Origin of the sequence: Microvirga guangxiensis (assembly GCF_900102135.1) — a bacterium.
Taxonomy (GTDB): Bacteria; Pseudomonadota; Alphaproteobacteria; order Rhizobiales; family Beijerinckiaceae; genus Microvirga; species Microvirga guangxiensis.
In genome coordinates this window covers 1-12,557 of the sequence record NZ_FMVJ01000006.1, presented here as the reverse complement: position 1 = coordinate 12,557, position 12,557 = coordinate 1, and the positions used below count along the sequence as shown (strand labels likewise).

The 12,557-nt window shown below is 59.7% G+C and carries 15 protein-coding genes; 9 read left to right on the top strand and 6 right to left on the bottom strand.

The annotated features are described in order from the left end of the window. The first annotated feature begins 107 nt into the window (after positions 1-107). Complete coding sequence (locus tag BLP10_RS11065) at positions 108-1,139, top strand: DUF2778 domain-containing protein (protein ID WP_244510488.1); 1,032 nt, start codon at positions 108-110, stop codon at positions 1,137-1,139. 5 nt (positions 1,140-1,144) lie between these two features. On the opposite strand, the gene BLP10_RS11060 is transcribed toward BLP10_RS11065, so the two are convergent. Next, positions 1,145-2,068, bottom strand: coding sequence for an SDR family oxidoreductase (locus BLP10_RS11060; RefSeq protein ID WP_425286952.1), 924 nt, complete (start codon positions 2,066-2,068; stop codon positions 1,145-1,147). Positions 2,069-2,228: 160 nt separating this feature from the next. Here BLP10_RS11060 and BLP10_RS11055 point away from each other — a divergent pair, with 160 nt between their 5' ends. Together BLP10_RS11055 and BLP10_RS11050 are read left to right on the top strand one after the other, a co-directional pair. Beyond that, positions 2,229-2,933 (top strand): glutathione S-transferase N-terminal domain-containing protein, encoded by a 705-nt coding sequence (locus tag BLP10_RS11055; protein WP_091134373.1) that lies wholly within the window; start codon positions 2,229-2,231, stop codon positions 2,931-2,933. A 365-nt stretch (positions 2,934-3,298) separates the two neighbouring features. After that, positions 3,299-4,303 (top strand): phasin family protein, encoded by a 1,005-nt coding sequence (locus tag BLP10_RS11050; protein ID WP_091134370.1) that lies wholly within the window; start codon positions 3,299-3,301, stop codon positions 4,301-4,303. 65 nt (positions 4,304-4,368) lie between these two features. Here the strand turns inward: BLP10_RS11050 and BLP10_RS11045 are convergent, their stop codons facing one another. Both BLP10_RS11045 and BLP10_RS11040 read right to left on the bottom strand, forming a co-directional pair. Beyond that, positions 4,369-5,517: an amidohydrolase gene (locus tag BLP10_RS11045; protein ID WP_091134369.1), complete on the bottom strand. Its 1,149-nt coding sequence runs from the start codon at positions 5,515-5,517 to the stop codon at positions 4,369-4,371. Positions 5,518-5,566: 49 nt separating this feature from the next. Continuing rightward, positions 5,567-6,472: an MYG1 family protein gene (locus BLP10_RS11040; RefSeq protein ID WP_091134367.1), complete on the bottom strand. Its 906-nt coding sequence runs from the start codon at positions 6,470-6,472 to the stop codon at positions 5,567-5,569. 234 nt (positions 6,473-6,706) lie between these two features. Between BLP10_RS11040 and BLP10_RS11035 the strand changes: the two genes are divergently transcribed. The 4 genes from BLP10_RS11035 to BLP10_RS11020 all read left to right on the top strand — a co-directional run bounded on the left by BLP10_RS11035 (position 6,707) and on the right by BLP10_RS11020 (position 8,923). After that, positions 6,707-6,916, top strand: coding sequence for a heavy-metal-associated domain-containing protein (locus tag BLP10_RS11035; RefSeq protein WP_091135022.1), 210 nt, complete (start codon positions 6,707-6,709; stop codon positions 6,914-6,916). Positions 6,917-6,972: 56 nt separating this feature from the next. Further along, entirely contained in the window at positions 6,973-7,350 is a 378-nt protein-coding gene (gene copM, locus BLP10_RS11030; RefSeq protein WP_091134365.1) for a CopM family metallochaperone, read from the top strand. A 150-nt stretch (positions 7,351-7,500) separates the two neighbouring features. Next, complete coding sequence (locus tag BLP10_RS11025) at positions 7,501-7,800, top strand: hypothetical protein (RefSeq protein ID WP_091134362.1); 300 nt, start codon at positions 7,501-7,503, stop codon at positions 7,798-7,800. A gap of 112 nt (positions 7,801-7,912) precedes the next feature. Continuing rightward, complete coding sequence (locus tag BLP10_RS11020; RefSeq protein ID WP_091134360.1) at positions 7,913-8,923, top strand: MBL fold metallo-hydrolase; 1,011 nt, start codon at positions 7,913-7,915, stop codon at positions 8,921-8,923. 6 nt (positions 8,924-8,929) lie between these two features. Here the strand turns inward: BLP10_RS11020 and BLP10_RS11015 are convergent, their stop codons facing one another. Then, entirely contained in the window at positions 8,930-9,379 is a 450-nt protein-coding gene (locus BLP10_RS11015; RefSeq protein ID WP_175493884.1) for a DUF2726 domain-containing protein, read from the bottom strand. Between the two features lie 147 nt (positions 9,380-9,526). Here BLP10_RS11015 and BLP10_RS11010 point away from each other — a divergent pair, with 147 nt between their 5' ends. Next, positions 9,527-10,231 (top strand): L,D-transpeptidase, encoded by a 705-nt coding sequence (locus BLP10_RS11010; protein WP_091134355.1) that lies wholly within the window; start codon positions 9,527-9,529, stop codon positions 10,229-10,231. 80 nt (positions 10,232-10,311) lie between these two features. Beyond that, positions 10,312-11,529: a peptidoglycan L,D-endopeptidase MepK gene (locus tag BLP10_RS23945; RefSeq protein WP_342026091.1), complete on the top strand. Its 1,218-nt coding sequence runs from the start codon at positions 10,312-10,314 to the stop codon at positions 11,527-11,529. A 16-nt stretch (positions 11,530-11,545) separates the two neighbouring features. On the opposite strand, the gene BLP10_RS11000 is transcribed toward BLP10_RS23945, so the two are convergent. Together BLP10_RS11000 and BLP10_RS10995 are read right to left on the bottom strand one after the other, a co-directional pair. Further along, on the bottom strand, positions 11,546-11,971 hold the full coding sequence (locus tag BLP10_RS11000) for an RNA polymerase sigma factor region1.1 domain-containing protein (RefSeq protein ID WP_091134352.1): 426 nt from the start codon (positions 11,969-11,971) through the stop codon (positions 11,546-11,548). Positions 11,972-12,080: 109 nt separating this feature from the next. After that, on the bottom strand, positions 12,081-12,338 hold the full coding sequence (locus tag BLP10_RS10995; protein ID WP_139165470.1) for a hypothetical protein: 258 nt from the start codon (positions 12,336-12,338) through the stop codon (positions 12,081-12,083). Positions 12,339-12,557 lie beyond the last annotated feature (219 nt).

The following is a 12,557-nucleotide window of genomic DNA, read 5'->3' as shown; positions in this document are numbered from 1 at the left end:
AAGCTGGGACACGCCGTGCGCAGCTGAGTTGTTGCGTAGAGTTCGCCATGGTGCATTACCGCTACCCGTCACGCCCCGTTCGGCGGAAAAATCTGCGCAGTTCTTTCGTGACAGCTGCCCTCGTGGTCATTTCGATGTGCCCTGTCGCGTTCTACGCAAAGCTGCAAGTCCAGGACGCACCTCCGAAAATCGAGATCGCTGCCGACATCGCAAATCCGGCGCCTGCTCCGGCTCCTATCGAAATCGCTGCGCCCGTAGCCGACGAATGGTCTCCGGTTGATCCGAAACTCACCATGAAGGCAGAGGCGCTTGCCTTTGCACATAACGCACCGCTTGCAACGACCTTCCGGCCATTCAATGCTCCGCGTGTCGCTATCGCAGCTACGCCGGTCGCTCCAGCTATCCCGGCGAACATTGATCCTGCGCCTGTGCAGGAGTTCGCGCGAGCTCCCGTGCCGCTGCCCGTGCCACGCCCTGCAGAGTTTCGGATCGCGGCTGCGCCAAAGCCCGAGACGCCGAGGGCGACGCGCGTAGCGACCTCCGCGCCCATTACGGTTGCCGCTGCACCGAGCGCCCCGGACAAGACCCCGACCTTCTTCGAGAAGCTCTTCGGCATCAAGCCTGCGACGCCTCCGGATTCCGCTCTCGGCTATGCTGCGATCAGCACCGGAAGCATTGCGCCGACCGCTCGGCTCAACCCTTCCATCACAGCAGGCAACAAGACGGCGATCTACGATATCAGCGCCAAGGTGGTCATCATGCCCAACGGCGAGCGGCTGGAGGCCCATTCCGGTCTTGGCGACAAGATGGACGATCCACGCTTCGTCAATGTGCGCATGAAAGGCGCGACACCGCCCGGCACATATATTCTCACCGAACGCGAGGCCCTCTTCCACGGCGTTCGCGCCATCCGCATGAACCCGGTCGGCGGCAGCGCAGCCATCTATGGCCGCGATGGAATTCTCGCTCACAGTTACCTGCTGGGGCCGAATGGAGATTCGAACGGCTGCGTATCGTTCAAGGACTACAACCGGTTCCTGCAGGCATTCCTCCGAGGCGAGGTCAATCGCATGGTCGTCACGGCAGGCAGCCAACAGGATCTCCTACCGCGCATCGTCAGACGCGGACGCTCCTCCTGACCGATTTAAGGCTGTCCGCTGCCACCGGCAGCGCCATAGACCTGACCCGTCGCATAGCTTGCATCGGATGCGGCCAGCTGCACGTAAATCGACGCCAGCTCCACCGGCTGACCAGGACGGCCCATCGGCGTATCGCCGCCGAATTGCTGCAACTTCTCCTGCGTCGCTCCGCCGCTGACCTGAAGCGGCGTCCAGATCGGCCCCGGAGCAACGCCGTTCACGCGGATGCCTTTGGGACCGAGTTGCTTCGCCAGCGACTTCGTGAAGCTCATCATCGCCGCCTTGGTCATCGCGTAATCGACGAGATTTTCAGACGGATCGTAGGCTTGTTCCGAAGTGGTCTGGATGATCGCCGCCCCCGGCTTCAGATGAGGCAACACCGCCTTGGTGATCCAGAACATGGCATAGATATTCGTCTTCATCGTCGCATCGAAATCTTCGTTCGTGATATCTTGAAGCGACTGCCGCTGCTGCTGGCGTGCGGCGTTGTTGACGAGGATATCGAGACCACCGAGTTCGCGCACGGCATCCGCAACGATGCGCCGGCAAAGAGCTTCATCCTGAATGTCACCTGGAAGAGCCACGGCCTTGCGACCCTCCTTCTCGATGAGTGCGATCACTTCGCGAACATCCGGCTCTTCGCTGGGATAATAGCTGATCGCCACGTCGGCACCCTCGCGGGCATAGGCGATCGCGGCTGCGCGTCCCATGCCTGAATCGCCGCCCGTGATCAGGGCCTTACGCCCCTGCAACCGCCCTGAGCCTTTATAGCTCGTCTCACCATGATCGGGACGCGGGTCCATCTGCCCCGCTAGCCCTGGCCAAGGCTGGGACTGAGAGGAAAAGGGCGGCTTCGGATATTTCGTAGTCGGATCTTCCATGGCGACACTCCTTGTACCTGCGCCTTGCGCAGCGGCTGGGCCGGACATTGCCGAAGCCAGGCCGACGGCCGCACCGCCAACCATCTCTCGCCGTGAAACCGAACCGTCATCGTTCCGTGCCATCCCGCGCTCTTTCCTTGAATCGGACCAGCCGTTAACAATTCACAGAGGCTTGAGTTCAATCGCAGGCACGCCTCAGGAGCATTTCATGGCAGACCTCTCCGCTTTCCCGATCACCCGCCGCTGGCCCGCAGCCCATCCCGACCGGCTGCAGCTTTACTCGCTGCCCACGCCCAACGGCGTCAAAGTTTCCATCATGCTGGAAGAGATCGGCCTGCCTTACGAGCCGCATGCGATCAATATCGGCGCGAACGAGACTTGGACCGAGGAATTCCTGTCGCTCAATCCCAACGGCAAAATCCCGGCCATCATCGATCCCGATGGACCAGGAGGAAAGCCGTTCGCTCTCTTCGAATCCGGAGCAATTCTGTTGTACCTCGCGGAAAAGAGCGGCCAGTTCCTGCCGAAGGATGCAGGCCAGCGCTATGAGACCATCCAATGGGTATTCTTCCAGATGGCTGCAGTCGGCCCGATGTTCGGCCAGCTCGGCTTCTTTCATAAGTTCGCTGGACGCGAGATCGAGGATAAGCGGCCTCTGGAGCGTTATCGCGCGGAGTCGAAACGCCTGCTCGGCGTTCTGGAGACGCGCCTCATGGGCCGCCAGTGGATCATGGGTGACGAATACACCATCGCCGATATTTCGCTGCTCGGCTGGGTACGCAATCTCGTCGGCTTCTACGGTGCTGGAGAACTCGTGGAATACGACAAGCTCAAGAACGTACCCGCCTGGTTGGAACGTGGCCTCGCCCGCCCTGCCGTGCAGCGCGGGCTGGAGATTCCGAAGCGCCCATAATTTAGCCCTGGAACGCTTTCTCCAGACACAAAGCTCTGAATCATTTCACGCGTGGGGACATGGTTCCTCACGCGCTGGCGTATCCATCAATTTTGGCCGGCGCCCCAAAATTAACACACATTAATCAAAACAATAGCGACGTGCTCGCGTCCTAGATACTCCGAAGAGGAAAACACAGACATTCCGCTGTGTCGTCAGGCGCCAGAGAAGCAGCCTACCTGTGAGCATGATCGTGATGGCTTCCCCCTCAAACCTTCGGTCAGGGGTGAAGCCTTGCGGCTTGTATGCCTGCGTTCAGTTCAGTTGCCAGTTTGCATTCGAGTTAAGTGATCCAAAAACACACTTTGTCACAACAGCGAGACACTATGCCCAATCATAGACGGTTCAGCCAGACGCCGCCGGACAAGGCGAACGAGCTTTTTGAGAGGCTTCTTGCCACAACCGACACGGCGCTAAAGACGCGCGAACGCCTCTTCGCTGATTTGAAGGAGGAACTGGAACTCCTGGCAACCCTCCAGGAGCAGCACCTCTTCCCAGTCCTGAGGCGGCACGGGATGCAGGATCTCGTGCAGTCGGCAGTCAACGACAATCAGGAAACCATCGCTCTTCTGGAAGAATTGGAGCGAATGCCGAAGAACAGCAGTGAGTTTCTCGGTCGCATCGCCCGGCTGAGAAGCGTCTTCCAGCAACACATTCGCGATGACAGAAAAGAGCTCATTCCTGCCGTTCTGGAAGTTCTCAGCGAGGAGGAGGCGGAGGCGGTCATCGAACAGGTGGAGGATACTATGGCGAGCATCGGTGAAACGAAACGAGCCGAAGCACAGAATATCCGGGAGCGGACTGGAGCATCTCAACATGCTGCGGATGAGTGGGTCGATACCATGCGCGCCAGTGCGGAAAGCGCTCAAGCGCTTGCCCGAACCATGCAGCAGGCGTTCGAGAACAGCTTTACCGTATTCTCCGAACTCACTCGCCGCTCGACCGGACAGGCTCTGCAGATGCTCGGGCGCCAGGATGGAGGCTCCCAATCGATGGCTGTGGAGGCCACGCAGAACCTTCGGGCTGCAGCACAGTCGGGATCGGCTTTAACGCATGGGCTTCAGGACGTCTCACGCGAATGCCTCGAGCTCAGCCAGAAGCGCCTAAACAGGAACATCGATAATCTAGCAGCTCTTGCGCAATGTCGGTCCATGGCTGATCTGATTGCGGCTCAAGCCTTCCTGATCCGCGATAACATGGAACTGACCATCGACAACAGCCGGCGCATTGCCGAACTCGCTATCCAGATTGCGGAAGAAGCGTCTCAGAACGTGACGACGCAGGTGGAGAAAGTCGAGAAGACGGTGCATCGGGTCGGCCGCGCAGCCTGAAAATCCATATCGCGGTAAAGAGCGCTTCCGGCTGAACAGCCGGGAGCGTCTTCATTCATAGCGGCCTATCCCAGGAGATCGCGAAGCGTGCGCATGAAAACCCGCGCCCCGATGCCAATCAAGTCATCCGGAAAGTCGTAATCCGGGTTGTGGAGCGCTGCATGCTGCTCGCCTGCTCCAAGAAAGAACATCGCGGCGGGAGCATTGGCGCCCAGATGTCCAAAATCTTCCGAGGGGCGCATGGGCAGATTGCCCCGATCATGCGGCACGCCCTCGGCATCGAGCGCGCGGCGTAAGTGCGACACTGCCTCTGGTGCGTTCTCGCAGTGGGGGAAAATGTCGTTGTACGAAATCTCGACGGTAAGGCTGTTTGCCTCCGCAGCGTCGTTCACCAGATGCTCGGCTTTGGCGACAAGGTCATCCATGCCCGCATCGGTGAGCGTCCGCAGGGTCGCCCAAATTTCTCCATGAGCAGGAGCAATGCCGAAGGCGGGTTCACCGATCCTCGCATGGGTGACGGTGACCATCGCGAAGCTCTCATCCATGACGCTGCCGCTTCCGAGCCCTGTAAGCATCGGCATGAGGTGGGCCACGGCGTTCACCGGCGAGAGCCCGGTCTCCGGCATTGAGGCGTGTGCAGTCTTGCCTGTTAACACGATACGCATGCCGCGTGAGGCGCAACTCACCGGGCCTTCGATCAAAGCAACCTTGCCGAATTTCATGCCGGGCAGATTATGGAGTGCGAACACGAAGTCCGGCGTGATCTCGCGGAATTTCGGATCGGCGACTACGGCGGCGGCCCCTGCCCCTGTTTCCTCTGCAGGCTGGAAGAGCAGGATGGCGCGGCCTCGCTGCGGTCGCTGCCGCCCCAATCCACGTGCCAAGGCAGCAAGGATCGCCATGTGACCGTCATGGCCGCATAGATGCGCTTTGCCCGGTATGCTTGAACGGTGGGGCGCTTCGGAAATCTCTTCGATGGGAAGAGCATCGAGTTCGGCCCTGAACATTACGGTCGGCCCAGGCTGATGCCCTTCAAAGATGCCAGCAACCCCATGGCCACCAAGGCCTGCGACGATCCGGTCGGCTCCGGCCGAGGCAAGCAGCGTCTGAACGGTTTCGGCGGTCGACGCCTCTTCTCCCGAAATCTCGGGATTGCGGTGCAGTCCGCGCCGCCATTCAGTCAGCTCCACCACGTCCTGATTGGTCAAAAACATGGAAAGACATCCATCCCGGTTTTTAGTGGGCACAGAGTGGCGAATGCGGTCAGACTGCATCGGCTTGCGAGCCAGCGGCAATCGCCCGTTCCGCCAATTCGATGACGGAAGCTTGGGAGCGCGCTCCACAAATGAAGCCGCCTGGATGACAGAAGACCCCATCTGGAATGCCAGCAGCCTTGGAAAACGCCTCCTCCTGCAGGCCGCGCCAGGCTTCCGGCAGGGTCAGCCTCTGCCCGAAGGAATTAGGCTCGGGCGGGATCGTGCGGCAGTACCAAGCGGTGGAATCTTCATTCGGATAGATGACGAACAGCGCGTCCGTCAGCCCGCCCTCGAAGACAGCCTTTTCCCAAGGCAGCTTACGGTCGAGCACAATGACCTGCGGGCTCTTGCCTCCTCTGGCCGCCCCGAGCACGAAGGCCATAGCTTTTGCCTCGGCATAGGCTTGGCGGCCGGCTCGTTGCAGAATCCCGCTCGCCAGTTCGGAAGCCTCTGTGAAGGCCTCATCATACGTCTGCTTGCTGTCCCAAGTCGGGTTGAAGGTCTCGATCAACAGCGCGAGATGGCCTGGGCTCGCGGACGAAATGCCGTTATCCGCCAGATCGATGGACAGAATGATGCCTGTATCGATGTCTTGCCATACGGCATCCAGGGCTCCTTCCTCGATGCCGGGCACAAAGCGTTCCAGAGCGTTCCGGCCGTAATCGCGCCAAACCAAGCCGACAGAGCTATAGGGCGTTCCGTCCTCCCTGCGCGGCAGGTCGCGCATATGGTGGTCGTATCGTCCAGTCGATGGGTCATAGACCCCGCCTACGTCAAAGACGATATCGGCGGACGCAATGGTCTCCTGGTCGCGGGTACGAATGAAATCGAATTCCCCAAGGGCGGCACGCAGAATGGCAGATGCGAATACGTCATCCGCATGAAATGTCCCGCTGTGGGTTACGACCCTCATTCTTTCCTTCCTATCAATGACTCAAAAATAGCCTGTCCAGCAGCCAAGCTGCGCGGCCCATATAACCTTATCACGTCGGCATGGAATAGCGCCGATGGCTTTGAATACCGTTTTCTTGGTTATGGTCGAAACATTCTTTTGAGCTGCGCGGCACGCCCCGGCAGCCCATGCTTGACCTTCCCACGGTAGGAAGCTCTACGAACCATGGGATCCTAGCCCATGAAGGATTCTGCCATGCACCGTTTTCATGTTCCCGGAATGGCCTGCAGCGGCTGCTTTGCCGCTGTCACGAAAGCGATCCGGACTCTCGACCCGCAGGTACAGATTGAAGCCGACCTCGAGAATCGCAGGATTTTCGTGAAGTCCGACAAGCCCGAGGCTTCCCTGCTGACTGCTCTTGAGAACGCTGGGTATCCAGCTCTTCCCGCCCCTGCTGAAGGGTAGGATCCGCGCCCTTCCGGGGCCAATTCCAATAATTATGAATTTCAGGAGATTGAGAAATGTTCCTACGCACTCTGATTGTCATGGCTGGCGTTGCCGCCCTGCCAGCCCTCGCCTTTGCCCAAGGAGGCCATCATAGCGGCCACTCGATGCCGATGCAGACGCAGAAATCCACGGACAGCGCGGCAACCAAGGCCTACCGCGAAGCCAATGCCAAAATGCACCGCGACATGGATATCCCTTATACGGGTGATTCCGATGTGGATTTCGTCCGCGGTATGATTCCCCACCATCAGGGCGCAATCGACATGGCCAAGGTCGCCCTTCAGAACACCAAGGATGAGCAGATCCGCCAATGGGCCACCGCTGTCATCCGCGAGCAGGAGCGCGAGATCGCGGAGATGCAGGCTTGGCTCAAGAAGAAGGGTGTCCAATAAGGTCAGGCTTGCCCACCTTGGCATTGTCCACCCGTCCTTCGAGCGTGTACAGAAGCGGGGCTGCGCACTTGTGAGGAGCTTGCCTGCTTCGAACGAGAGGGCTCGTGCGTTAACGGGTATCCCTTGCGGGCGACAGGAAAGGAAAAATCCATGTTCACGCTTACAATCAGCGACAAGCCGATTGCCATTACCAATGCCGATGAGGAGGAAGCCCGCGAACTCCTCATGAGCGAGGACTTCAAGGAAGACCTCAAGTACCTGGAGAGCGAAGGCGCTCCAATCTGGGACGGCATTGCCACTTTGAACGTCCGCCCTGCGACCGACGAGGAAAAGACCGAGTTCGAGGGTGCGGATTTCGATGACGAGGAAGACGACGAGGATGAGGAGGAAGGCCCCTACATCATGTTCCTCGTCGATGTGACGGACCCGGACGAGGCGGACGAGGACTAAGTCCTCTTCGCCTGATCCCTTTAAGCAAGCCGAGCCCGGGGCGACCGGGCTCGGCTTTTTCAATGGAAGCGGGGCTTCCGGAACACTTAAGCAAGGGGCCCGTTGGCCCCTTATGTCCTGGCTTGTCCAATCTCGCCTCGTGAACGAACCCTTCAGCGATCCAGGCGTCTACCTCGACTTTCGGTTCGGCCGCCGAGCAATTCTCTTCGATCTTGGCGATGTGAGCCCACTTTCCTCGCGGGAGCTGCTCCGGGTCAGCCATGTTTTCGTCTCGCACATGCATGTGGATCACATTGCCGGTTTCGACCGGTTGTTCAGGTTATGCCTGCACCGTCCCTGGCCCCTCGTTCTGATCGGGCCGCCCGGATTTACGGATCAAATCGAGCATCGCATCCGCAGTTTCACCTGGAACCTTCTGGATGAGAATTCGGTCGATTTCTGCCTGCGTGCCATGGATTATGACGGCCATCGCCATGTGAAGGCGGCAGAATTCCGTGCTCGGGAAGCCTTCTCCCGGAGAGATGCGGATCCACCGGGCTTTTCCTCAGGCATCGCCTGGGCCGAAGCGGATTTCACGGTCGAGGCCGTCACCCTCGATCATGGTATTCCCTCCCTTGCTTTCGCCTTGAAAGAGGTGATGCAGGTCAATGTCTGGCGGGGCGCGCTGGAGGAGATGGGCCTCATGCCTGGGCCTTGGCTCAACGAAGCTAAACGCGCCGCCCGGCTCAGCCTGCCCGACAATCATGTGATTTCAATTTCAGAGAACGAGGGCATCAGCCTCGGAGAGCTGAAGCATCGAGCGCTGCGCTTGGCTCCAGGCCAGATCGTTGCCTATGTTACCGATGCTGCCCCTCATGCCCGGAATCGCGACAGGATTCTCAGGCTTGCAGACAAGGCGGATCAGCTTTTCATAGAAGCCGTGTTCCTGGAGCGCGATCGGAAGCTCGCCGACGCCTCGCGCCATCTGACGGCCTGGGAAGCGGGCTTTCTCGCCCGCAAGGCCGGTGTGAGGCATGCGACCCCATTCCACCACTCTGCCCGGTATCTCGATGAGCCCGATGTCCTTCGGAAGGAATTCTTCGCAAGCCTGAGGGCCGAAGAGGCGGAAACCCTGATTGCCTGAACCGCGTCACCGCGCGTCGAACACAGCCTCGTAAATCTGCTCATGGTTGGGCCGCTTGTTCGACTGGAACCGCAGCACGCGATACCCGCAGGACTTGAGGATCTGATCGCGTTTGGCATCGCGCTTCGCATCGTGAGATCGGTCATCGAGTTCGATGACCGCGATCACCTCCATGTTGCGGGCGATCACCCAATCGACGCGGGCATTCGAGATCTGCTTGAACGCAACCCAGAAAGTACGGCTGCCCTCCCGCGCATCGGGCCGCACGAGAGCAAGGAGCGGCACCTGGGGCCAGATCTCGCAATCAGGGAGCGCTATGAGCAGACGCTGGTAGAACTCCCTCTCATTGGCCGTCATCACCGATGCGCGGCGGTAGCGGATGCGGCGCGCCCAGACCAGCACGGCGATGAACGCCACGACGAGCAGCGTAATGCCGCCGATCCACGCCCATGACATGTTCTCCAACATCGATGCCACCCGCCCTTGCCAGTTCGTCTCTCAAAAAGCCCAACCATTCCCTCAAGGTAATCCAGGGTTCATGAAACCGAGCAGTATGGTCCAGCGTCTTCTTATTGCCAGGTTAAAGTCTTGGGGAGAGTGAAGATGGATCTCAATCGTCGCGCCTTCGTGCTTGGTCTTCCGGCCGCTGCAATCTGCTCCAGCCTTCCAGTTGGACCGAGCCTTGCTCAGCAAGCTGTCTCCCGCTCCACCTATCAGGCAATGTATGCGCCTATCGAGGACGATCTTTACCCGATCCCAGGCGTCGACCTCTCGCGGATAGACCCGAACTATCTGCGCAAGGTCGTTCCCTATCAGACCAGCGAAGAGCCAGGCACCATCGTTGTCGATCCCCGAAACCGCTATCTCTACCTTGTCTTGAGAGACGGCATGGCCGTCCGCTACGGCGTCGGCGTGGGTCGTTCAGGCTTCAGCTGGTCCGGCAGCGCTGTCATCAAGGACAAACAGGAATGGCCGGATTGGTACCCGCCCAAGGAGATGTTCGAGCGCCAGCCCGAGTTGATGGAGCAGATGGGCGAATTGCCCGGCGGGCCCGGCATGGCCGGCGGCCCAGGCAATCCGCTTGGCGCCCGCGCCATGTATCTCTGGCAGGGCAATAAAGATACGCTCTATCGCATCCATGGCACTTTCGAGCCTTGGACTATCGGCACCAATGTCTCGTCAGGCTGCATCCGGATGATCAACCAGGATGCCATAGACCTGTACAATCACACCTCTCTCGGAGCGAAAGTGGTCGTGCTCGGCTCCTCAGGCACCAAGAAAGGCCAGCATTCCGCTCGGGCTTCATGATCCTGAGAACGAAGTATTAAGCCTATTTTTGCCATGGTTGACCGTCAGAGATCTCGTAAGGGTAGCGGGACAAAATCAAAATGCGGGACACCATGGCCCGGCCGAAATGGTCGCTCGGCAAGCAGCAAGCGGTGCGTGTGCTCGCTAAAGATCGCTCACGCGCCAGAAACATTATTCCAAAGACCGCGGGGTTATTTGCTGCGGCAATCGGGCTTCTTGCTCTTTACCCGTCCACTACGGTGGTGCGCGCAGATGGCGAGACGCGCACCCTGAGCTTTGTCCACACCCACCGATCCGATACCATCACGATCACCTTCCGCCGCAACGGGCGCTATGACGAGCAGGCCCTGAGCCAACTCAACTGGTTTCTGCGCGACTGGCGCAATGACAAGCCAGCCCGCATGGACCCGCGCCTGTTCGACGTTCTCTGGGAAGTTTATCGCGAGTCAGGCTCGAAGCAGCCCATCCACATCATCTCGTCCTACCGCTCACCGGAAACCAACTCCGCCCTGCGCCGCCGCTCGAGCGGCGTGGCCGAGAACAGCCAGCATACGCTCGGCAAGGCCATGGACATCCGCCTGCCGGACGTTCCCACGTCACGTCTGCGCGAGATCGCCATGCGCCTGCAATATGGCGGTGTCGGTTATTACGCGTCATCCGATTTCGTGCATGTGGATACCGGCGGCGTTCGCGCCTGGCCACGCATGTCCGAGCAGCAGCTCGCGCGCCTCTTTCCGGATGGAAAGACCGTTCACCTGCCTTCGAATGGCAAACCCCTTCCGGGTTATGAGCAGGCGAGAATGGAAATCGCAGCGCGCAACTCAGGCCTTGCTACCCAGGCATCAGCCGGTGGAGGCTCCATCGGCAATCTGCTGGCGAATGTTTTCGGTCGCAAGCCGCAGGCACCGGCCCCGCAGCCCACAACGGTCGTTGCTTCGGCGGAGCCTCTCGCTGTGGCGCTCGAGCCCGAGAAGATCGCACCGCCAGTCCCTCTCCCTCCCATGCGCCCACAGGATCTCTTGCGTCAGGCGGATATGACTCCTCCGCCTTTGCCTCCCACACGGCTTGCCCAGGCCGCCAGCAAGCCAACGGCATCGTTCGAACCTATTCTGGGCTACAATGTGAAGGCTGCCGTGCGGTCGCTCTTCGAGCCCAAGACCGCGATGCTCGACACGGGCTTCTCATCACAGATGCCGGGGGACTTGAGCGTCACGCGCTTCACTGGCCCAGCGACCAAGCCTCTCCCGCGGCTTGAGCAGCCTCAGGCTCCAAGCAATCTCTTGGCGAAAGCCGGGTAATCGCCGGCCCGATGGCTTATCCTGCCGTCGCGAAGATAACGAGCAGGAACACTGCAAGCGCAAAGATACCGGCAGCGGCGACGATCCAGTGTGCGGGGCGCACGCTTGCGTCCTTCGCTTGGCCGGGCTCAGGAGGCGCGGGCTTTGAAGTCTGCAGCGGTCGTACCTTTCCGGGGGGCACGTTTTTGACGCTGGGGCCTGGAAAGAGAATAATTTCCGCACTCGGTCGCGGCACAGGTTTTGCATTAGGTGCCAGTAGAGCTTCCTCGAGCTCGACCGCCACCCCCATCTCTTCAAGATGAACCACGATCAGCGCGATCTCCTCCGCACTCATGCCTGCGATAGGAAGGCTCGCCTGAAGATCTTCCGTCGTGAGATGCCCCCTCTGTCGTCCGAGAGCGATCAAACGGTCCAAGGTCGTGCTGTCGAGTGCTGGCTGCATGAGAGACATCACCTCAGATTGAGAAAGGCTTGTGAGCCTAACGCTGCAATCGGGCGAGGTGTTGCAGGAGCCGACGAACGAACCCAAACTTTTCGAGGCTCGTAGCGCCTCAGTTCTTCGTCGCGCTGGAGGCCTCCTGAAGAGCCTCCTTCTGCTGCCGGACCTGCTCGGAGAGTTGTTCGGCTATTGCCGCGAGCCGTGCTGCGGCAACGTCCTTGCCGAGCACCTCGACCTGCCCTGCAAGTCCTACGGTGAGCAAGGACTCGAAGATGATGTCTGCTGGAAGGCCCTTCTTGATCAGCTCGATAGCGAGCTTTTGCCATTGGTCGGCCAGCTGGAGGCGGAGAGCGGAGGTATCGTCGGTCATGCCTTGATCCATACACGATCCGGCGCGGCCTGTCTCGGCCATCCACTTCGGATTTCCAGACTCCCCTGAGGCGTTGGTCAATTGGAAGAGGATCACCAGTTTAGGGCTGACGACGCGAGAATGGCGAAATCCGCACAAAAAAGAAGAGAATTGTCACTAGAGGCTGTTATGGACCTGGATTGAGGTTGTCTCGTTGAGGCCTGATGACCTCACCTCGCA

Bases quoted from the DNA above. Each gene is read 5' to 3' on its own strand.
- copM (WP_091134365.1), top strand. From the start codon at position 6,973: ATGTTCCTACGCACTCTGATTGTCATGGCTGGCGTTGCCGCCCTGCCA.
- BLP10_RS23945 (WP_342026091.1), top strand. From the start codon at position 10,312: ATGCGGGACACCATGGCCCGGCCGAAATGGTCGCTCGGCAAGCAGCAA.
- BLP10_RS11015 (WP_175493884.1), bottom strand. From the start codon at position 9,379: ATGTCATGGGCGTGGATCGGCGGCATTACGCTGCTCGTCGTGGCGTTC.
- BLP10_RS11060 (WP_425286952.1), bottom strand. From the start codon at position 2,068: ATGTCCGGCCCAGCCGCTGCGCAAGGCGCAGGTACAAGGAGTGTCGCC.
- BLP10_RS11025 (WP_091134362.1), top strand. From the start codon at position 7,501: ATGTTCACGCTTACAATCAGCGACAAGCCGATTGCCATTACCAATGCC.
- BLP10_RS10995 (WP_139165470.1), bottom strand. From the start codon at position 12,338: ATGACCGACGATACCTCCGCTCTCCGCCTCCAGCTGGCCGACCAATGG.
- BLP10_RS11055 (WP_091134373.1), top strand. From the start codon at position 2,229: ATGGCAGACCTCTCCGCTTTCCCGATCACCCGCCGCTGGCCCGCAGCC.
- BLP10_RS11000 (WP_091134352.1), bottom strand. From the start codon at position 11,971: ATGCAGCCAGCACTCGACAGCACGACCTTGGACCGTTTGATCGCTCTC.
- BLP10_RS11020 (WP_091134360.1), top strand. From the start codon at position 7,913: ATGTCCTGGCTTGTCCAATCTCGCCTCGTGAACGAACCCTTCAGCGAT.
- BLP10_RS11045 (WP_091134369.1), bottom strand. From the start codon at position 5,517: ATGTTTTTGACCAATCAGGACGTGGTGGAGCTGACTGAATGGCGGCGC.
- BLP10_RS11035 (WP_091135022.1), top strand. From the start codon at position 6,707: ATGCACCGTTTTCATGTTCCCGGAATGGCCTGCAGCGGCTGCTTTGCC.
- BLP10_RS11050 (WP_091134370.1), top strand. From the start codon at position 3,299: ATGCCCAATCATAGACGGTTCAGCCAGACGCCGCCGGACAAGGCGAAC.
- BLP10_RS11010 (WP_091134355.1), top strand. From the start codon at position 9,527: ATGGATCTCAATCGTCGCGCCTTCGTGCTTGGTCTTCCGGCCGCTGCA.
- BLP10_RS11040 (WP_091134367.1), bottom strand. From the start codon at position 6,472: ATGAGGGTCGTAACCCACAGCGGGACATTTCATGCGGATGACGTATTC.